This is a genomic window from Kitasatospora sp. NPDC041988, assembly GCF_055588525.1.
The window spans coordinates 76,106-96,030 of sequence record NZ_JBVJCO010000038.1 but is presented as its reverse complement, the minus strand read 5'-3'; the positions used below and the strand labels follow the sequence as shown (position 1 = coordinate 96,030).

The window sequence follows — 19,925 nt, the reverse complement described above, 5'->3', positions numbered from 1 at the left end:
GCCCCCTCCACCCGGACCAACATCCCCGGCGTCTTCGGCGCCGGCGACGTCGTCGACCACACCTACCGCCAGGCCATCACGGCCGCCGGCACCGGCACCTCCGCCGCCCTCGACGCCGAGCGCCACCTGGCCTCGCTGGCCGACCTGGAGACCCAGACCGCCACCGTCGCCGCCGCCGTCTGACCGGCCCGGACCACCACCACTCACCCGAACCATCCGACACACCCGACTCACCCGACTCACCGACAGATCAAGGACATCTCCCATGGCAGGCACCACCATCACCGCGACCGACAGCAACTTCGAGGAGCTCGTGTTCCAGAGCGACAAGCCCGTCCTGGTCGACTTCTGGGCCACCTGGTGCCCCCCGTGCCGGATGATCGCCCCCACCCTGGACCAGATCGCCGCCGAGCACGGCGACCGCCTGACGGTCGTGAAGGTCGACATCGACAAGAACCCCGCCCTCGCGGCCCAGTACGGGATCATGTCCATCCCGACCCTGAAGGTGTTCACCGGCGGCAAGGCCGTCAAGACCATCGTCGGCGCCCTGCCGAAGGACCAGCTCAAGCGGAACCTCGCCGACTTCATCGGCTGACCGCCCCGAACGTGGGGCCGGGCCGCACCGGACCCGGCCCCCCGGGTCGCCAACACGCTCCGCCGGCCGCGGCGCCCGGCGCCCGCACAGACCCGCCGCCGGCACGGCAGGCAAACACCCCGGAGAGGACACGAGGGCGAGGATGCGCATCGAGATCTGGGCAGACGTGGTCTGCCCCTGGGCCTACATCGGCAAGCGGCGGCTGGAGACGGCCCTGGCAACTCCGGCCCTGTCCGCCCTGGACATCGAGGCCGTCTGGCGGCCGTTCCTGATCGACCCGACCGCCCCGGTCCGGGCAGTTCCGGTGGATCCGGCCCAGCGCGACCCGATGGTCGACGACGCCGCACTCCGGTGCTCGGCGGACCCGTCGGCCACGGAGGGCCCGGCGGCCGAGGGCGACCAGGTGCCCCTGTCCCGCATCGCAGCCGCAGAAGGCCTGGGACCGGACTGGGGCCCGGCCTGGCGCTCCAGCAGCCACCTCGCCCACCGCCTCCTCACCCTCGCCCACGAGCACGGCGGCGCCACACTGCAGGCCACCGTGGTCGAGCACCTGATGCGGGCGCACTTCGTCGAGGGCCGTGACATCAGCGCGCCCGACACGCTCCGGACCGTCGCGGCCACCGCCGGATTCGCCGAGGCCGCCACCCTGCTCGACACCGACGCCGCCGACCGTACCGTCCGGGAGCTTCGCCTGACCGGCAAGGCGCGGGGCATCAAGACCTCCCCGACGATCGTCGTCGGAGACCGGGCCCTGGCCGGCGCCCAACCACCCGACGTCATCGCCGACTTCCTCGCCACCGCGCTAGGCGCCGCCGGTGGCCCGCAACGCGATCTACCCGAGGAGGTCAGCCGCCTGCGGTACGCCGAGTCCCTCCTGGAGCTGCGCGATCCGCTCGGCGCGCTCACCCTGCTGCAGCCGCTGCTCGACGAGCACGGCGACGACCTCACCGTGCGCCACCTCGCCGCCCGCGCCTACTTCGCCTCGGCCCAGCTCGGCCGCGCCCGCAGCCTCCTGGAGCAGCTGGTCACCGACCTGCCGGACGACTCCTACCTCCGGCTCATGCTCGGTCGTACCCTCCAGCGCCTGGGCCTGGCCGAGCGGGCCGCCCCGCATCTGAAGATCGCCGCCGCCATGACACCGGACTTCGCGTGACCGACAGCGGCCCGGATCAGAGTCCTGACGATGCCACAGGATCCACGACGAACTGTGGAGCCGCCCTACGGTTTCGCGGTTCGGGCGCCTGCTGCCGAGTCGCTCGCTCCGTTCTCCCCTCTTGCACAGGCGCACCAATCCACCGGGCGGTCGTTGTGCTGGACGACCAGACGCCCGGGCAGTCCGCGTGCGCGGCATCCAGGCTCCGGGCTCCGGGCTCCGGGCAGGAGTGCGGGCCCGGGTTTTCGGCAGCGCGGTTCCAATAGCTGAGACGACGGCCTATGATCGCGCGCATCGCGAGCCGACGACTCCCGTTCGACCAACGGGAGTTCGCGTGAGCTGCCCACAAGGTCCGTAGCTCGGGGGAAACATGCGCTACACGGTTCTTGGACCGTTGGAAGTCTTCGACCACGGCACCGAGGTGCCCATCGAACGGCCGCGCCGGCGTGCGGTGTTGACGTTCCTCCTGTTGAACGCGAACCATCAGGTCTGCATCGAGCAGCTGGTGGACGCGCTCTGGGGCGAGCGTCCGCCGCGCAGTGCCCGCGGCCAGGTGCACACCGCCGTCTCGGCCCTGCGCAAGCTCCTCCCCGGGGCTGCCGCCGGGGCCGGGCCGGGGGACGACGCCGGGCCGCTCGCCTCGCTGGCGGGCGGATACCGCCTGTCGGTCGGCCGGCACGACCTCGACACCATGGACTTCTGCCGGGAGGTCGCGGAGGCGCGGCGGCTCACGTCGCTGGGCGAGCACACGCGGGCCGTCCGGCATCTGCGGACCGGGCTCGGTCTGTGGCGCGGCGCCGCGCTCATCGGGATCGACGCGCCGTTCGTGGAACCGTTCCGGGCCCACCTGGAGGAGGAACGTTTCGCCGCCTTTGAGCTGCTGGCGGACATCGAACTCGGCGCGGGGCGGCACCAGGAGCTGGTCCCCGAGCTGACGGCCCTGGTGGACCGCTACCCCGCCCGCGAGCGCCTCGTGGAGCAGCTCGTCCTCGCCCTGTACCGCAGCGGGCGGCAGACCGACGCACTGGCCGTGGCCCGCCGGCTGCGGGCCCTGCTCGCGGACGAGTTCGGGCTGGACCCGGGGGCCGCCCTGGTGGAGCTGGAGAACGCCGTGCTGCGCGGCGACCCGGCGCTGACGGGCCCGCGCCGGCACACCCGCGCGGGCCTCCCCCGGCTGCGCCGCCTCTGCTGCCACCCGGCGCGCACCCACCCGTGCCACCCTCGTACGGGCCGCTGACCGGCTCGGCCGCCCCGCGGTCCGCCCGCCGGGAACGCCGGGAACACCGGGCACTCCGGAAGCATCAGGCACGCCGGGCACGACAGGAACGGCAGGAACGTCAGGAGCGTCGGGGTGTGGCGGGCCCCTGGAACAGGTAGGCGATGTCGTCCCACCGTACGACCAGGGCGCCCGCGGCCACGCCCGCGGCGAGGGCGACCGCCGCCAGGGCGGGGGCCACGTCCCCGCCGGGGGCCAGCGCCGCGGCGAGCGCGCCGGCGGCGAGCAGGGAGTTGCGCAGGACGAAGCCCCCGGCGCTGCCGCGGGCGGCGGGCTTCGCCCGGCCGAAGCACCGGCAGTCCGCCGCCCGCCCGGCCCGCAGGGTCGCAACGGTGAAGCCGGCCAGCAGCACGAGCGCGGCCACCGCGCCGGCCTGGCGTACCGTCGCGAGCAGCGCCACGGTCACCAGTTCGGCGACGATCACGCCGACGGCGGTCGGCCGCCGCAGGCCGGCCGGCAGCCAGCGGAAGCCGGCCAGGTCGGCGGTGAACGCGGCCAGGGCCGCGCGGCTGCGCGCCTTGCCGATCAGGGCGGTGCCGAAGACCACCACCAGCAGGGCGCGGGCGGCCAGTTGCAGCATCGTCATGCGGTCCTCCTCGAACCGTGGGTCGTACGGTGCCCCGATCGGTTCAGGGACTGCGCGGGCCGCCCCTCGCGGGACATCCGGCGGACGGCGACGCCCAGGGCGGTGCGGCTCGGGACGGTGCCGAAGGTCCGGGAGTCCAGGCTGCGCGGGCTGTCGCCGAGGACCGCGAGGTGTCCGGACGGCACCGCGGGGCAGCCGTCGGCGGCCGGGTCGCCCGCCACGCCGCTGACCCGCTTCACCAGCCAGGGCGTGTCCTGGGGGGCGCGCGGCCCGTCCGGGGCGGGGATGACCACCACGTCGCCGCGGTGGAACACCGTGGTGCGGCGCACCAGCACCCGGTCGCCGTCCCGCAGCGTGGGCTCCATGCTGCCGCCCTGCACGACGACCAGCTCGAAGGAACGGCGGAGCAGCAGCACCGTCGCCGCGGCCCCGGCCAGCGCCCCGGCTGCGACGGCCGCCACGGTCGGGGAGAGCGCGTTCACCGCACCACCTCGGGCCGGTCCGCTGCGGCGCGCGGCGCGGTGTCCGGCCCGGCCGCCGCACGGGCGGCCGGCCGGCGTCCCGCGGCGACGGGGGGACCGTCCGCGCGGTAGCCCTCGGCCTGCGCGGCGAACATCTCCGCGTACCGGCCGTCGAGCGCCACCAGCTCGTCGTGGCTGCCGCGTTCCACGACCTGCCCCTCGAAGAGCACCACGATCAGGTCGGCCTCACGCAGGGCGGCGAGCCGGTGCGAGATCAGCAGGCTGGTGCGCCCGGCGCGGTGGCGGCGCAGCGCCTGGTGGACCTGCCGCTCGGCGAGCGCGTCGAGGCCGGAGCTGGGCTCGTCCAGGACGAGCAGCTCGCCGTCCTCGCGCATGAGCGACCGGGCGAGGGCGACGCGCTGCCACTGGCCGCCGGAGAGGGTGACGCCCTCCTGTTCGTCCTCGTCGGTGAACGTCCGGCTGAGCAGGGTCCGGTAGCCGCGGGGCAGCCGCTCCAAGGTCCGGTCGATGCCGGCGCGGCGGGCGGCGGCACGGATCCGGCCGAGGTCCTCCCCGTGCTCGGGGGCGCCCAGGCCGATGTTCTCGGCGGCGGTCAGGTCGTAGGTCATGAAGTCCTGGAAGGTCGCGCCGATCCTGCGCCGCAGCTCGTCGACCGGCATGGTGCGGATGTCGACGCCGTCCCAGAGGATGCGTCCGCGTTCGGGGTCGTAGAACCGGCAGAGCAGCTTGACCAGTGTGCTCTTGCCCGCGCCGTTCACGCCGGCGAGGCCGACGGCGTGGCCGTGCGGGAGGTGCAGGTCGACTCCGCGCAGCGCCCAGGGGGCGTCGGGGGTGTAGCGGAACCAGACGTCCTCGAAGGTGATGCCGTCCCGCAGCGGGGGCGGTACGACCGTGCCGTCCGTGAGGTCGGCGGGCGAGCCGAGCAGCGCCAGGTAGTGCCCGAAGAGCCGCAGGGCCTCCTCCGCGCGTCCGAGTTGCATCACGATGGACGACAACGCGCCCTGGACGGCGGCCACCGCGGCGGTGAACAGGGTCATGTCGCCGAGGGTGATCCGGCCGGCGAGCACCTGCCGTGCCACGACGACGGCCGCGGTGCCGGCGACGGCCGCGGTGAGGAGGGCGAGCCCCGACTGGACGAGGACGCTGCGGCGCAGGGCGGCCAGGCCGGCGCCGGTCGTCTCGCGGAGCCCGTCGAGCGCGCGCCGGCGGAAGAGCGGCCCGGTGCCGAAGAGGCGGATCTCCTTGGCGGCCCGGGGGTCGATGAGCAGCGTCCGGTAGAAGTAGTACCGCCGGGTGGCGGGGACGACGGCGGCGGCGGTGTCGGCCAGGCCCCGGGAGGTGCGCAGGTGGCCGACGACGGAGACCGCGACGCAGAGCACGAGCAGCGCGCCCATCGGCGGCCAGAACACCAGCACGGTGCCGAGGAACCCGGCGATCGTCGCGGTGCTGCGGACCGAGTCGAGCAGGAAGTCGAGGACGTCGTGGGGTGCGCCCTGGGCCGCGGTCTCGGCGAGCCGGATGCGGTCCTGGGTCGCCGGGTCCTCGAACGGGCGCAGCCCGCGGTAGGCGTTGACCCGTTCGAAGAGCCGGTCCTGTACCTCCAGGTTGACGGCCCGGCCGACCATGGCGCCGATCAGCGCGGTGACGTGGTTGAGCACGGCGGTCGCCCCGGCGAGGGCGGCGCCCGCGGCCGCGAGCCACGCCACCCGGGTGCCGTCGGCCACGCCGGGGCCGCCCGCACCGGCGAGGGCGTCGACGAGCAGTTTGGTGACGTAGGCCATCACGGCCGGGAGCGCCCCGGTGAGCAGGGCGAGCAGGAGCTGGAGCAGGATGCCCTGCGGCGAGGCCCGCCAGCCCAGCCGCAGGGCGGCGGCCGCGGCCCGTACCCGCCCGACGACGGTGCTGGTCACACCGCTTCCCCGAGCAGAGCCGGGTGGTCGGTCCTCGCGCGGTGCGCCGACGCGGGCACGACGTCGGCCAGCTCGTGCCCGGCCGCGGCGATGACACCGTCCTTCAGCCTGAGCAGGGTCGGGAAGGCGCCGACCTGGCCGAAGGCGGCGGTGGCCGAGGACTTCTCGGCGACGACGGCCACCCGGCCGACCGGGGACAGGGCGGCGGTCATCCTGCGGGTCTCCGGGCTCTCCCGGTCGCCGACGACGAAGAACAGCGGGTCCTCGGCCCCGGTGGCGGCGCCGCCGGCCAGGGACTCGATCAGGGTGCCGCAGGGCGTGCAGCCGACCATGACGAAGCCGGCGAAGGCGTCACCGGCGGCCACGTCGGCCGCGGTGATCTCCTCTCCGGAGACCGTGACGGCGCTGAACTCGCCGACGGCGGTGCCGACCTCCGGCAGGGCGTCGGGGGCGCCCGTGCCGCCTTCCTCCAGCGTCCGCAGCCTGCGGACGACAGCGAAGGTGAGCACGAGGTTGGCCGCGGTGGCGATGCCGAGCACGACGGCGAGGGCGATGAGGGCGGTGAGCATGTCGGTTCCTCTCTGGGCCGTTCCAAGGGCGACAGAGGGCGGGGGCCCGCCGGCACGGGGCCCCCGCCCATCCGGTCGTCAGCAGCCGTACGCGACCTTCTTGTTGTACTGGAGGCCGCCGGTGCCCTTGCAGGTGCCGGTGCAGTTGTAGTAGCCGTTGCACATCGGCTGCCACCACCAGCCGCCGGAGCAGTAGCCGCTCCGCGAGGTACAGGCGACGACACCGCAGTAGTCCGGCGGCACACAGGCGCCGGCCTTCTTCTGCTTCAGCAGCGCGCCCAGCATCCGGTCGCCGAGCGACGTGAGGGTCCTGGTCATGAGACCTCCTTGTGGGGTTCGACCCGTCCGTTCGGGTCGCCCACCATGCTGTCCGGGCCCTCTCTCCATCGGCTCCTCATCGGCTCTGCGCCCGCTGTCCGGTCCGGCTCGCCGGGGTGGCGCCGCCGGACCGGGCAGGGCCTGTCACCCGCCTTGTGCGCCCGTCCTCGCGCGGTGCTCGGTGATGGCCTGCCAGACCTTGTCCCGGAGGAAGGAGGCCTCGGTGAAGCGGATGCCGGTGGCGTCGCGCAGGGCGTTGGCGAAGGCGGGCGGGACGGGGTTGAAGGGGCTCTCGCTCATCGACTTGGCGCCGAGCGGCCCGATGGCGTCGGAGGTCTCCGTGAAGTGCACCTCGGTGCGCGGCACGTCGGCGTAGGCGGGGAGCCGGTAGCGACGGAAGGCGGCGGTGGTGACCTCCCGCCGCGGATCCCGGTCTGCCGGATCGCACCCGAATCAGTAGACGTCCCGGACGTAGCGCTTGTCGGTGGCGAGCTGGCGGACGTAGGCGCCGGCTTCGTCGTCGTCCAGGCCGCCGTGCGCGGAGACGATGTCGCGCAGGGCCCGGTCGACGTCCTTGGCCATCCGGCCGGCGTCACCGCAGACGTAGAGGTGGGCGCCGCCCCGCAGCCAGTCCCAGAGGCGGGGGCCGTGTTCGCGCATCCGGTCCTGCACGTAGATCTTGGCGCGCTGGTCACGGGAGAAGGCGAGGTCGAGGCGGTCCAGGTGGCCCGAGGCCTGGAACGCCGCCAGCTCCTCCCGGTAGTAGAAGTCGGTCGCCTCGCGCTGTTCGCCGAAGAACAGCCAGTTCGGGCCGGTGTGGCCGCGGGCCTGCCGCTCCTCCAGGAAGCCGATGAACGGTGCCACCCCGGTGCCCGGGCCGACCATGATCATGGGTGTGGCGGGGTCGCCGGGCGGGCGGAAGTGCGGGGAGCGCTGGACGAAGACGGGGACCGGGCCGTCGTCGGCGGCGTCGGCGAGGAAGCTGGAGCAGACGCCGTTGCGGTTCCTGCCGAGGTCGTTGGTGTAGCGGACGACGGACACCGTCAGGCGGACCTCGCCGGGGTGGGCCAGCGGGCTGGACGATATCGAGTACAGCCTGGGCTGCAGGCGCTTGAGGACGCCGGCCCACTCCCGCGCGGTCGCCCGGACGGGGAACGCGCCGACGATGTCGACGGCCTGGCGGCCCCAGCTCCACTTCGCCAGCTCCCCCTTGTTGTCCGCCCGCAGCAGCCGCCGCAGGCCGCTGTCGCCCGTGCGCTCGGCGATGAAGCGCAGCAGGTCGGGGGTGATCTTCGCGATCTCCAGCCGGGTCCGCAGGGCCTCGCCGAGCGGGATGTCCCCCGCGTCGCCGGCCGGCACGGTGTCGGCGGGGTCGAGGCCGGTGGCGGCGAGCCACTCCGCGACGAGTTCCGAGCCGTTGGCCGGCCAGACACCGAGCGCGTCACCCGCCTGGTAGGCGAGGTCGCCGTCATCGCCGCCGCGGGTGTCGAAGGCGTACTGCCGGACCTCCTTCGCCGAGCCCGGGAGGCTGAGGAGCCGGTTGCCGATCAGCAGCGTGGCGAAGGGCGAGGTCTTGGAGTAGCCGGCCCGTTCCGCCGGGGCCGGCAGGCCTCCGGGCCCGGCCGGCGGTGTGACCGCCGCGGTGGGCGCGGTCCGGGTCGCGGGACCGGCCGGCGCGGACGTCGCCCGGCCGGGCGCCGACAGGCGCTCCGCCAGCGCCCCGAGGACCTCGTCGAGCCACTTCCCGGCGGCCTCGGCGTAGTCCGGTTCGCAGTCGGTGCGGGGGGCGAGCCGGGTGGCGCCCAGCTCGCCGAGGCGCTGGTCCAGGCGCCGGCCGTGGCCGCAGAAGTCGTCGTAGCTGGAGTCACCGAGGGCCAGCACCGAGTACCCGAGGCTGCCGGTCAGGGCCTGGTCCCCGGCGCAGAGGGCCGCCCAGAAGCCGGAGCCGTTGTCCGGCGCCTCGCCGTCGCCGAAGGTGCTGGTGATGAACAGGACCGGGGCGCCGGGCGGCAGGGAGGCCGGGCTGACGTCGTCCATGCCGAGGAGCTCCGCCTGCCAGCCGGCCTCGGCGAGGCGGCCGACGGTCATGGCGGCTGCCTCCTCCGCGTTGCCGGTCTGCGAGGCCCACAGGACGAGGACCTGGCGCGCGGGCCTGTCGGCCGCCGTCGGCTGCTCCCCGGTGTGCGGCGCGGGCGACGGCGGCGTGGCGGGCGACGGGGCGACGGCGGTGGTGCGGGAGAACCTGCCGGCCAGCACGCCGTTGACCCACAGGGCCCGCTCCGGGTCGATGGGGGCCCGGTCGGGCAGGACCGGCACGGTGGCGGCCTGCGGCGGGGCGGCGTCCAGCCCGGCGAGGAAGCCGGCCAGGAAATGCCGTTCACCGGTGGCGAAGGCCGGCGGGGCGAGGTCCGCGATGCCGAAGAGACCGCGCAGCCCGGCGGTGCCCGCACCCTGCTGCGCGAGGGGCACCGGCTGCGGCCGGGGCTCCGCCGGGGTGGGCCCGGCGGACGCGGGCACGGGAGCGGGCACCGTGCGTTCCGGCGCCCGCACCACTCTCAGCGAGACGGCGCAGGCCTTGAACTCGGGCTGGAAGGAGATCGGGTCCACGGCGTCGTTGGTGACGGCGTTGATGCTGAGGTACTCGCCGAAGAGGTCGTTCCAGTGGAACGGCGCGAAGCAGTCGCCCGGCCGTACCCGGTCGGTGACGACCGCCGGCAGCACGGCCCTGCCGCGCCGGGACGCGATCTCCAGGTGGTCTCCCGCGGCGATGCCGAGCGCCTCGGCGTCCTGCGGGTGGACCTCGACGAAGGGCCCGGGGTTGAGCTTGTTGAGCTTGGCGACCTTCCCCGTCTTGGTCAGGGTGTGCCACTGGTGCTGCAGGCGGCCGGTGTTGAGGACGAACGGGAAGTCGTCGTCGGGCAGTTCGGCGGCGGCCAGGTGCGGGCGGGCGAAGAAGGACGCGCGGCCGCTCGCCGTGGGGAACGCCAGCCGGGGGCGGGTGCCGTCGGGCCGCTCCAGCAGGGTCTGGCTGACCCCGTCGTTGACGTACCGGACCGGGTTGCGGTCCGGCCCGTCGACGGAGGCGCTGGGCCACTGCACCGGGGTCTCCCGCAACCGCTCGTACGTCACGCCGCGCAGGTCGTAGCCGGTCCTCGGGTTCCACGCCCGCTTGATCTCCTCGAAGACCTCCTCGGCGCTGTCGTAGCCGAAGGCCTCGGTGAAGCCCATCGCGCAGGCGACGCGGGCGATGATCTGCCAGTCCGGCAGGGCCTGGCCCACGGGGTCGGCGGCCGGCCGGACGAGGGTGAGGTCGCGCTCGGAGTTGATCATCACGCCCTCGGCCTCGGCCCACATCGCGGCGGGCAGCACCACGTCGGCGTAGGCGTTGGTCTCGGTGTCGGCGAAGACGTCCTGGGTGATGACGAACTCGGCCGCTTCCAGGCCGGCGATGACGGTCTTCCGGTTGGCGACCGTGGCGGCCGGGTTGGTGCAGATGATCCAGCAGGCCTTGATCCCGCCTTCCGCCATCCGCGAGAACATCTCGACGGTGCCCTGCCCGGCCTCCGCGCGCAGCGTGCCCGGGGCCAGGCCCCACAGCCGCTCGGTGAACTCGCGGTCGGCCGGCACCAGCACCGAGCGCTGGCCCGGCAGCCCCGGGCCCATGTAGCCCATCTCGCGCCCGCCCATGGCGTTCGGCTGGCCGGTCAGCGAGAAGGGGCCGCTGCCGGGGCGGCAGATGGCGCCGGTCGCCAGGTGCAGGTTGACCAGCGCGTTGGTGTTCCAGGTGCCGTGGGTGGACTGGTTGAGACCCATCGTCCAGCAGCTCATCCACTCCCCGGCCTCGCCGATGAGCCGCGCCGCCTCCCGGATGTCGGCCTCCGGGATGCCGGTGATCCCGGCGACCGTCGCGGGCGGGTAGTCGGCGAGGAAGCCGGGCATCGTCTCCCAGCCCTCGGTGAACTCCTCGATGAAGGCCGGGTCGGTGTGCCCGTTCTCCACCAGCAGGTGCAGCAGGCCGTTGAGCAGGGCCAGGTCCGTCCCCGGCTTGATCTGCAGGTGGAGGTCGGCCTTGTCGGCGGTCGCGTTGCGGCGCGGATCGACCACGATGAGCCTGGCGCCCGCCTTGACGCGGTCCATGAGGCGGAGGAAGAGGATCGGGTGGCAGTCCGCCATGTTGGCGCCGATGACGAAGAAGACGTCCGCGTGCTCGAAGTCCCGGTACGAGCCCGGCGGCCCGTCGGCGCCCAGTGACAGCTTGTAGCCGGTGGCCGCGCTGGCCATGCAGAGACGGGAGTTGGACTCGATCTGGTTGGTGCCCACGAAGCCCTTGGCCAGCTTGTTCGCCAGGTACTGCGCTTCGAGGCTCATCTGGCCGGACACGTAGAACGCCAGCGCGTCCGGGCCGTGCTCGTCCAGGATCCTCCGCAGCCGCTGCGCGGTCGCGGCGATCGCCTCGTCCACGTCCGTCGCGGCCGGCTCGGCGCCGCGCTCCGCCCGGACCAGCGCGGTGCCCAGCCGGCCGGCGGCGGCGAGCATGTCCGCGCTGGTGGCGCCCTTGGTGCAGAGCCGGCCGAGGTTGGCCGGGTGGCCCTTGTCGCCGGACGCCTTGACCACCGTGCGCCGGCCGGTGGCGTCGTCCGTCGCGACGTCGAGCAGCACCCCGCAGCCGACACCGCAGTACGAGCAGACGGTCTTCACGGTGCTGGTGGTCTTCGGGCCCGACGCCGTCACAGGGGCTCCTCCTCGGTAGCACTCCTCCTCGCCGCCCGCCGGGCTGTGCGGCTCCTGCGGGCGGCCGTGGGGGCATCCCCACCGTCAGCACCGTAGGAAGCCCCGGTTACCACCGCGTCACGCCGGCTGATCATCGATGGTTAACATCGCCGCACACCGGTCGCGGCCACGGTGTGAGCGAACCGGCCGCCGCAAGCCCGTCCGCGGCGGGGGGACGGAACCGCGCCGGTCGGCGGTCGCGTCTTCACAGGTGCCGGGGTCCCTGTCGACCGGGTGCACGGAGGTGAGCTCGGTCGACTTCCTCCCCGCCCCGAAGGGCGGGGGTCCTTGGAGGTATCCGATGAAGACCGTCGAGCGTGCGCTGGGCCGGTGGCGCTCCCTGACCTTCCGGCGCCGGCTCGTCGCCCTTGCCGTCGGCGGCGCCGCCGTGCTCCTCGCGACTCTGCTGGCGGTGGTGGTCACTGTCGGCGGCGGGGGCGCTCCCGGACGCACGGCGGCCGGTCCGCCGCCCGCCCCGTCGGCGTCCTCACCGGCCGGCCCCGGCGGCCCGGGTACCGTGTCGCCGCTCACCGGGCTGCCGGGTGAAGCGGGCAGGATCATCGCCGTCAAGATCGACAACGCCGCCGCGGCCAGGCCCCAGACGGGTGTGAACGCGGCCGACGTGGTGTACGCGATCGAGGTGGAGGGCGGGCTCTCGCGGTACCTGGCGATCTACGACTCGAACCACCTGCCCGCCGGCGACCGGATCGGCCCGGTGCGCAGTGCCCGGGAGAGCGATCTGCCCATCCTGCAGCAGTACGGGCGGGTGGACTTCGCGTACTCCGGGGCGCAGAGCCGGTTCCTGCCGGTGCTCGCCCGGGCGGACGTGTTCAACAGCTCGCCGTTGCAGGACGATTCGTTCTTCCGCGGGCAGTGGAACGTGCCGCCGTTCAACCAGTACGTGGTGCCGTCCGGGATTCTGGGTCACTTCCCGGACGCGGCGGTGGCCCGCGATGTCGGCTTCCGCTTCGGCGCCGCACCGGCCGGCGGCGTCCCGACCGGCTCGTTCACCGCGCGGATGCCGGCGGCCTCGTTCACCTTCACCTGGTCCGCCGCGGAGGGCAGGTACCTGGTGGCGGTCGACGGCAGGCCGGCCACCACGACGGACGCCGGGCAGATGGGCGCGCCGACGATCGTGGTGCAGAAGGTCGCCGAGACCACCTCGCCGCGAGGGCTGGTCGACTCCTTCGGACACCTCCTGCCCTTCGCGCCGACCGTCGGCGGCGGCGAGGCGGTCTTCCTGCGGGACGGCGCGTCGTACCGGGGCACCTGGTCCCGGGCCGACGCCGCCGGCGGCACGGAGTTCAGCTACGCGGGGCAGCCGATGACCTTCCACCCCGGACAGGTCTGGATCGTCCTCGAACCCGCGTGAGGTTCACCGGACGGCCGGACCGGGTACGGTCTCAGGCCGTTTGCCGGCGCCCGTCGGTGACGTGATCCCGGCGCGTACCCGGAACGCCGGGAGAGCACGGGTACCGTCCTCGCCCCGTTTCCGGCACGGCCTGACCTGGACCTCCCGCGCCCCGGGGCCGGTAGCCGCCGTGCACGGCCGGTCCCGGGGCGCCGGCATCCGTGCCCGCGCGAGAGGGCGAACGGAGCGTGTACACCGAGCTGTTGCCAATCGATGCCCGAATTGTTTCCAAGTCTGCACAGATCCTTCCCCCGCACCCGCCCCGACCTGCGGTTCCGGCATCGCACAGGGAGCGCGCCAGGGCCTCGCCGGAGTGCCTCAGCAGCCTCCTGAGTCACACCCTCACCACATTGGCCCCGTTGTGAGAAATCTGGCCTGAATCCGCATCCGACGGGTCTACGATCTCCCAACGTCGGACCGGATCATGGCAGTTCACGATCACCAGGGGGTGGCATGGGTCTGCTCGGCGGCGACCTGCCCTTCGCCCGTACCCTCACCGCCCACGACCATGAAGCGCTCGTCTCGCTCGGAGCCCCGAAGACCTTCGCACCGGAGCAGTACCTGCTGTCCGAGGGGGACCGCTCAACCCACGTCCTGCTGGTCCTGACCGGCTGGGCCATGGTCTTCGTGGCCACCGACCGCGGGGCTACCCGGCTGGTCCTCGGCCTGCGCGGACCGGGTGAACTCATCGGCGAACTCGCCGCGTTGGACCAGCGACCGCGCAGCGCGACCGTACAGGCGCTCGGGCCGGTCGAGGCGCTCGTGATACCCGGTGACGGCTTCCGGCACTTCCTGGCCAGGAGCCCCCGGGTCGGCAGCCAGGTGATGGCCCAGCTCGCCTCCCGACTGCGGGACTCCGACCGGGAACGCTCGGCACTCGCCTCGCTCACCGTCGTGCAGCGCCTCGCCAGCCGGCTCGTCGAGCTCTCCACCACCGACGCCACCGCCGGGCCCGCCAACGCCCGCTCCACCGGCGGTGGTTCGGCGGCAGTCGTGCACCTGGCGCAGGACGAGCTCGCCGCCACCGTCGGCGCCACCCGCGAGGCGGTGGCCAAGGCACTCAAGCTGCTCCGCGACCAGGGGCTGGTGCGGACCGGCACGCGGATGGTCGAGATCCTCGCCCCCGCCCCGCTCCTCCTGCTCGCACAGGGGCCGCACGACCAACGGCCGGAGGCCAGACCGCGCCTCTGAGCACAGAGACCGGGGTATCGCCGGCGCATGTAAAGCATCACAGACAACCCGGCGCCCGACGCCGGATTCTGACGGTGTGCCGAGAACAAGCGTGGGGGTGAACGTGCAGGACCAAGCAGTCGACGCGGTGTACGAGTTGGTGGTCAGCGTGGACGTCCGGAAGTCCGGCGCCTACAACGACGCGGGAAAGACCCGGATGCGCCGGCAGCTGTACGCCGTCCTCGACCGGGCGTTCGCCGAGGCCGGGGTGCCGGCCCGCGCCGTCCACCGCGAGGACCGCGGCGACGGAATCCTGGCGGCCGTGGACCCCACCGTCCCGCCCGCCCGCATCCTCGGGGTCTGGGTCACCGAGGTGCACGAGCAGCTGCGCCGGGAGAACCCCGACCTGCGGATGCCGCTCGGGCTCCGCGTCGGCCTCCACGTCGGCCCGGTCACCCACGACGCCCAGGGCATCAGCGGCCACGCCGTCGACCTCGCCTGCCGGCTCACCGACTCGGCCGCCGCCCGCCTGCTGCTCGAACGCGACCGGGCCGACCTGGTCGTCGTCGTCTCCGACTCGCTCTACCGCGAGGTGGTCCACCACGGCGGCCGCTTCGTCGACCCCGGGGACTACGCGCCGGCCCGCCTGCGGACCAAGGACGGGGCCACGCCCGCGTGGTTCCGCCTCCCCGGCCGGCCCCGGCCGGCGCAGGTGCCGGACGGCGCGGAGCAGGGCGGTGCGGAGCAGGGCGGTGCGGAGCCGCCCGCGTCGGACCGGCGGGAGCCGGCGGAGTACACCCTGGCGGCCCCGGCGGGGAGCGCCCCGGCGGACATGCCGGATGCGCAGGACGTGCCGGACGTGCCGGACGTGCCGGACGTGCAGGAGCGGACGGTTGTGCACGGCGACCTGTCGGTGCACCGCGACAACACCTACCAGGGGCCGGTGCACATCGGCCGCACCACCGGAGAGGCGCACCGTGGCTGAGCCGAGGAACGCCCCCGCGGCCCCGGCCGTGCGCCGGGCGGACGAGCCGCGTGACCGAGCCGACCGGCGCCCCGACGAGGACCGCCCCCGGCGCGAACCGTCCGAACGCGACCGGCCCGAGCGCGCGCACCCGGCCGAACCCGGCGGGCCGGACGACCGCGACCGGCCGCGGGCCGACCCGGACCGCGCCGAGGACGAGCGCCCGGCCCCGGGCGGCGCCGAACCCGGTGCCGCGGACCGGGAGCCCCCCGCCGACGACCGGCCGGCCCAGGACCCGGAGGACCAGGAGCGCGCCGAACGCGAGCGCGCCGCAGGCCGGTTCCGCGAGCGCAGCCGCGACCGGCTGCTCGACGAGCAGGAGGAGGAGGGCGGGGCGGCGGCCGGCATGGGCGCGACGTCCCGCGCGCACCGCCAGGCCCGTGGCTCGTACCAGGTCGGCGGCGACCACAACCTGTTCGACCGCACGGTGTTCCACCAGGCCCACATCGGTGACGTCCACCTGCGGCTGGACAGCCGGCAGGCGGTCGGCGCGGTCAGCGGCCCGGTGCCCGAGTCGGAGCTGCGGCGGGTCCGCCGGATCTACCTGGAGCCGCAGGGCTACGTCGACCTCCAGCAGGCACTGCGCCGGCAGCGGGTCCTGGTCCTCGCCGCGGCCCCCGGTGCCGGGCGGACCTGCACCGCGCTGGCCCTGCTCGACGAGCTGACGCAGAGCCGGCCGGCCGCTGCGGACGGGCCGGAGGACGGCGTGCGGTCCGCCGGCCCCGAGGAGCCACCGGCCCGGGTCTCCCGGGTCTCCCCGGAGACGGCCGTGCCGCAGCTGACCGCCACCGTCCACGGGAACGGCGGGCAGCGGCACGGCTACCTCCTCGAACTCCCCTCCGGCCACGGCAGCCCCGGCCTGCCCCCGAGCGAGCTCGAACTGGACGCGCTCGCCGCCGCGCTCGCCGGCGTCGGCTCCTACGCGGTGCTGGTGGTGGCCGCCGGCCCCACGGCCACGCCCCTGCTGTCCGGGCGGTACGGCCGGATCTGCCCGCCGGCTCCGACCGAGGAACTGCTGCGTGCCAGGCTGGCCGCGAATCTGGCCGCCCAGGGCGCGGCGGCCACCGAGACCGCGGAGAACGCGGAGAACGCACCCACCGGGGGTGCGGACGCGGCCACCGACGACCCCGGCGGCGGGAGCACCGACGAGCCCGGTGACGGGCGCGGTGAGGGGCGCGGTGAGGGGCGCGGTGACGGGCGCGGTGACGGGCCCGCCCGCGGGACCGGCGACGAGGCGGCCGCGCGGGCCGCCGAGCTGGCCGCCGACCCGGAGCTGCGGGCCGGCGTCGGCCTGGAGGACCTCCGCCCCGCCGAGGCCGAACTGCTCGCCGACCTGATCGCCGCCCATGTGCTCGGCCGGCTGACCCGCGAGGAACTCCTCGCCGGCTGCCGGAGCCTGGCCCCGCAGCAGGCCCAGGAGTGGTTCGCCGGCGCGGACCGCGAGATCGCCGGCGCGGCCGAGGAGACCGGCCGCTCGGCCGCCACGGTGCTGCACCCGACCGCCTCCCGGATCGCGCTGGCCGTCCTCAACGGCGCCGTGCACAGCACCGTGGCGGAGGCCGCTCACCTGCTCACCTGGGAGCTGGCGGTGGCCCGCGACCCCGGAAACACGCCGGCCCGCCCGCTGTTCTGCGACGACCCGGTCTCCGATCTCGCCTACCTCCGGGCCGAGTTGACCGAGGGCGAGGTGGAGACGGCCGGCATCAGCGCGCCCGCCCGGATCGTCCGCTACCGGGGCTCGGCCCTGCCCGCCGCCGTGCTCGCGGAGGTCTGGGACCGGCACCACCCGGCCCGCGAGCCGATGGTCCGGTGGATGCGGCTGCTGGCCGACGACCCGCGGCCCGAGATCTGGGTGCGCGCCGCCCTCGCCTCCGGAGAGCTCTGCGCCCGGGACTTCGCCAACGGCTACGAGAAGCTGGTCCGTCCGATGGCCACCGCCCGCACCACCCAGCGCCGGGCCTTCGCCGCCACCGTGCTCGACCAGACGGCCCGGCACGAGAGCCACCGGCCCGCCGTCCGGGCCCTCGTCCGCGACTGGACCAGGTCGGACTCCCCCCGCCTGCGCTGGACCGCCGCCCTGGCACTCGGCTTCGGCCACGCCGCCCCGGCGGAGGCCGCACTCGACGGGCTGGCCCGGATCGGCACCGACGAGGAGGACGACCAGGCTCCGCTCGCCTCGCACAGCGTCGTCCGCCTGCTCTCCGGCCCGGACGACCGGGCGGTGCTGCGCCGGCTCGCCGACTGGACCGGCGACCAGCGGGTGCCCTACCAGGACTTGGGCCTGCTGACCGTCGTCCGGCTCGCGTTGACCACGGTCGGCGAGGTCTGGGACGGCGAGGCCTCGCCCGATCTCGGCGACTACCTGGACTGGCCACTGCCGCTCGCCCTTGCCGTCACCCGCCCCGACCGGACCGGCCCGCTGGCCGATCTGATGTGGACGGCGCTGCGCACACCGCGCTCCCACGAGGCCGCCACCGACTGCCTGGAGTTCTGGCTGCGCGGTGCCGTCGACGACGACGGCCCGGACACCCGGGCCGGTCTGGCCGCGCTGCTGCCGGCCCTGCTGAGCACCGACAGTGAACGGCGGCTGCTGGACTGGCTGTTGCGCCGCATGATGAACGACCCGGACGATCCCCTGCCGAACGCGCGGGGCCGCGAGCTCTGGCACCTCGCCACCGGCGGCCGGCCGGACAGCGACCACGGCGGGGGGCGGGAGGGGCGGGGCGGGCGCCGCAGCCGCGGCGGCCACGACGGACGGTCGGCCGACGGTGCCGGGGAAGACGGTGTCCGGGAAGACGGTGTCGGGGAATCGGAGGAGGAACGATGACGGAGAAGCCGCAGGCCGCCGGAAGGCCCGCCGGCCGGGGCAGATCGAGCACGCCCGAGCACCCGGCCGGACCACTGCTGAGGGAGTACCCACGCCCGGACGCCGGCGCCCGCCACCCGAGTGCCGAAGTCGCCCTGGTGCTCTTCTACCGCAACGGCGGCCACAGCGTGGTCACCGCGATGGGCACCGAACACTTCGGGCGGCCCCTGATGGCACGCCCGGTGACGGTCTGCGAGGTGGCCAGGGGCACCCATGTCACCCGGCTGACCCTGCAGGTCCCGGCGGCCGGCAGCGCCACCTTCTTCGAGGTGGAGGCGGACGTGCAGTGGTCGGTCACCGACTACCGCAAGGTGGTGGACGAGCAGGTCAAGAACGTGGCCGTGCGCCTGCGGGCACCGCTGGTGGAGCGCCTGCGCGGGATCTGCTCGAACTACCCGGTGTCGGCCGCCGCGGAGGCCGACCGCGCGGTCAAGTCCGCCTGCCGCAACGGACAGTGGGACGACCTGGGCTACGACCTCGGGCTGCGGGCGGAACTCTTCGTGCGCTTCGCCGTGGACAAGAAGACCATCCAGCACGTCGACGCGGAGCGGAACCTCGACCACGACGACCGCACCGCGGCACGCGGCCACGACCGCGCGCTGGTCGAGGAGCACCGTCGCACCGAGCTCCTGCAGATGCGCATGCGGAAGTTCCGGACGATGCTCGAGGGCGGCGAGTGGAACCAGATCTGCTTCATGCTCGCGGACAACCAGGACGAGGCGCGCGCGTTCATGGAGATGCTTCGCCAGGAGTCCCGTGCCGACAAGCGTGAACTGCTCGACCACACCCTGCGGCTGGTCGAGAAGGGGGTGATCCAGTCGGCGGAACTGGAGTCGCAGGTCAGGGAGTTGCTCGGGACCAGCGCCTACCGCGTCGAGGGCAGCTTCGGCCGGCCGCCGGTCCGGGAGCCGGCTCCGAGGGCCGAGCTGTCGCCGGGCGAGCGCCGGCGGCGCGGTCCGGACGACGAGGACGGCACCTGGCGGGACGGCCGTCACCGGGAGGACCGTCGCGAGGACCGCGACGCCCGCCAGGACCGCCGTCGGACCGACCGCACCTCCGGCCGGCCGGACGACGCGGGGAACGGGCGTCCCCCCTTCACCCCGCCGTGGGTGGATGCCGAGCCCGCCACACCGGACCAGGAGCGCGCCGGGGCCCGGACCGGGCGCCGCCCCAGCGAGGCCTTCGACGACTGGGAGTACCCCGGGTCCGACGCCGCCGGCGGAGACCGCCGCACCGACGACCGCCACTCCGGCGAGCGCCACGACGACGACCGGGGGCGCGACGACCGCCCGTGGTCCCCCGGCGAATGGAGCTGACGGCCCGTGACCGACACCGGCGCCGACACCGGCGCGGCCCCGCACCGCGCCCCCTCACACTGCCCGGACGAGGCCCGCTTCGTCGCCGACCGCCTCCTGGCGGCGGTGCGCGAGGACATCGGCCGGGCCGATACCAAGTCCTCGATCCTGCTCACCGCCGCCCTCGGCCTGCCCGCTCTCCTGCTGGGCCGCAGCTGGCCCGCCGACCGGCCCGGTCCGCTCGCCGCCGTACTGCTCGCGCTCGGCGGCGTGCTCTGGGCCGCCGGAGCGGTGGCGCTGGTGCGGGCGATCCTGCCCCGGACCGGCACCCTGCGCGACCGCGACGGGGTCACCTTCTTCGGCGACCTGGTCGCCGCCGAGGGCCGGTCCGCACTCGCCGGCCGGGTGGTGGGGGGGGGGGGGGGGGGGGGGGGGGGGGGGGGGGGGGGGGGGGGGGGGGGGGGGGGGGGGGGGGGGGGAAAGGGGGGGAAAGAGAAAAA

At 74.8% G+C, this 19,925-nt stretch carries 15 protein-coding genes and 2 pseudogenes; 10 read left to right on the top strand and 7 right to left on the bottom strand.

Features of this window, described 5'->3' with window-relative positions; genetic code table 11:
- The 4 genes and pseudogenes from ACZ6NC_RS30860 to ACZ6NC_RS30845 all read left to right on the top strand — a co-directional run.
- Positions 1 to 183: pseudogene (locus ACZ6NC_RS30860) on the top strand (thioredoxin-disulfide reductase); the annotation flags it as partial.
- A gap of 82 nt (positions 184 to 265) precedes the next feature.
- On the top strand, positions 266 to 595 hold the full coding sequence (gene trxA, locus ACZ6NC_RS30855; protein WP_465737139.1) for a thioredoxin: 330 nt from the start codon (positions 266 to 268) through the stop codon (positions 593 to 595).
- A gap of 142 nt (positions 596 to 737) precedes the next feature.
- Positions 738 to 1,748 carry a DsbA family protein gene (locus ACZ6NC_RS30850; RefSeq protein WP_465737138.1) on the top strand — a complete coding sequence of 337 codons (1,011 nt, stop codon included), beginning with the start codon at positions 738 to 740 and terminating at the stop codon, positions 1,746 to 1,748.
- Between the two features lie 469 nt (positions 1,749 to 2,217).
- The gene (locus ACZ6NC_RS30845; RefSeq protein WP_465737137.1) at positions 2,218 to 2,985 is read left to right on the top strand and encodes an AfsR/SARP family transcriptional regulator; all 768 of its coding nucleotides are present in this window, start codon (positions 2,218 to 2,220) and stop codon (positions 2,983 to 2,985) included.
- 100 nt (positions 2,986 to 3,085) lie between these two features.
- On the opposite strand, the gene ACZ6NC_RS30840 is transcribed toward ACZ6NC_RS30845, so the two are convergent.
- The 7 genes and pseudogenes from ACZ6NC_RS30840 to ACZ6NC_RS30810 all read right to left on the bottom strand — a co-directional run bounded on the left by ACZ6NC_RS30840 (position 3,086) and on the right by ACZ6NC_RS30810 (position 11,620).
- On the bottom strand, positions 3,086 to 3,610 hold the full coding sequence (locus ACZ6NC_RS30840) for a MauE/DoxX family redox-associated membrane protein (protein WP_465737136.1): 525 nt from the start codon (positions 3,608 to 3,610) through the stop codon (positions 3,086 to 3,088).
- Positions 3,607 to 4,092, bottom strand: coding sequence for a S26 family signal peptidase (locus ACZ6NC_RS30835; RefSeq protein ID WP_465737135.1), 486 nt, complete (start codon positions 4,090 to 4,092; stop codon positions 3,607 to 3,609). The genes ACZ6NC_RS30840 and ACZ6NC_RS30835 overlap by 4 nt, the downstream gene beginning before the upstream one ends.
- Positions 4,089 to 6,002, bottom strand: coding sequence for an ABC transporter ATP-binding protein (locus ACZ6NC_RS30830; protein ID WP_465737134.1), 1,914 nt, complete (start codon positions 6,000 to 6,002; stop codon positions 4,089 to 4,091). The genes ACZ6NC_RS30835 and ACZ6NC_RS30830 overlap by 4 nt, the downstream gene beginning before the upstream one ends.
- Positions 5,999 to 6,571: a hypothetical protein gene (locus ACZ6NC_RS30825; protein WP_465737133.1), complete on the bottom strand. Its 573-nt coding sequence runs from the start codon at positions 6,569 to 6,571 to the stop codon at positions 5,999 to 6,001. The genes ACZ6NC_RS30830 and ACZ6NC_RS30825 overlap by 4 nt, the downstream gene beginning before the upstream one ends.
- Before the next feature lie 78 nt (positions 6,572 to 6,649).
- Positions 6,650 to 6,889 carry a hypothetical protein gene (locus tag ACZ6NC_RS30820; RefSeq protein WP_465737132.1) on the bottom strand — a complete coding sequence of 80 codons (240 nt, stop codon included), beginning with the start codon at positions 6,887 to 6,889 and terminating at the stop codon, positions 6,650 to 6,652.
- Positions 6,890 to 7,033: 144 nt separating this feature from the next.
- A pseudogene (locus tag ACZ6NC_RS30815) lies at positions 7,034 to 7,318 on the bottom strand (aldehyde oxidase); the annotation flags it as partial.
- A gap of 24 nt (positions 7,319 to 7,342) precedes the next feature.
- Positions 7,343 to 11,620: a molybdopterin-dependent oxidoreductase gene (locus tag ACZ6NC_RS30810; RefSeq protein ID WP_465737131.1), complete on the bottom strand. Its 4,278-nt coding sequence runs from the start codon at positions 11,618 to 11,620 to the stop codon at positions 7,343 to 7,345.
- 340 nt (positions 11,621 to 11,960) lie between these two features.
- Here ACZ6NC_RS30810 and ACZ6NC_RS30805 point away from each other — a divergent pair, with 340 nt between their 5' ends.
- From ACZ6NC_RS30805 to ACZ6NC_RS30780, 6 genes are all read left to right on the top strand, one after another.
- Positions 11,961 to 13,031 (top strand): DUF3048 domain-containing protein, encoded by a 1,071-nt coding sequence (locus ACZ6NC_RS30805; protein WP_465737130.1) that lies wholly within the window; start codon positions 11,961 to 11,963, stop codon positions 13,029 to 13,031.
- A gap of 492 nt (positions 13,032 to 13,523) precedes the next feature.
- Complete coding sequence (locus tag ACZ6NC_RS30800; RefSeq protein ID WP_465737129.1) at positions 13,524 to 14,261, top strand: Crp/Fnr family transcriptional regulator; 738 nt, start codon at positions 13,524 to 13,526, stop codon at positions 14,259 to 14,261.
- Between the two features lie 103 nt (positions 14,262 to 14,364).
- A complete protein-coding gene (locus tag ACZ6NC_RS30795) occupies positions 14,365 to 15,225 on the top strand; it encodes a nucleotidyl cyclase domain-containing protein (RefSeq protein WP_465737128.1) in 861 nt (286 codons plus the stop codon).
- Positions 15,218 to 18,091 carry a hypothetical protein gene (locus ACZ6NC_RS30790; RefSeq protein WP_465737127.1) on the top strand — a complete coding sequence of 958 codons (2,874 nt, stop codon included), beginning with the start codon at positions 15,218 to 15,220 and terminating at the stop codon, positions 18,089 to 18,091. The genes ACZ6NC_RS30795 and ACZ6NC_RS30790 overlap by 8 nt, the downstream gene beginning before the upstream one ends.
- Entirely contained in the window at positions 18,088 to 19,446 is a 1,359-nt protein-coding gene (locus ACZ6NC_RS30785; protein ID WP_465737126.1) for a hypothetical protein, read from the top strand. The genes ACZ6NC_RS30790 and ACZ6NC_RS30785 overlap by 4 nt, the downstream gene beginning before the upstream one ends.
- Positions 19,447 to 19,452: 6 nt before the next feature.
- Positions 19,453 to 19,925 (top strand): Pycsar system effector family protein (locus tag ACZ6NC_RS30780; RefSeq protein ID WP_465737125.1); only part of this gene is annotated, 473 nt, incomplete at its 3' end.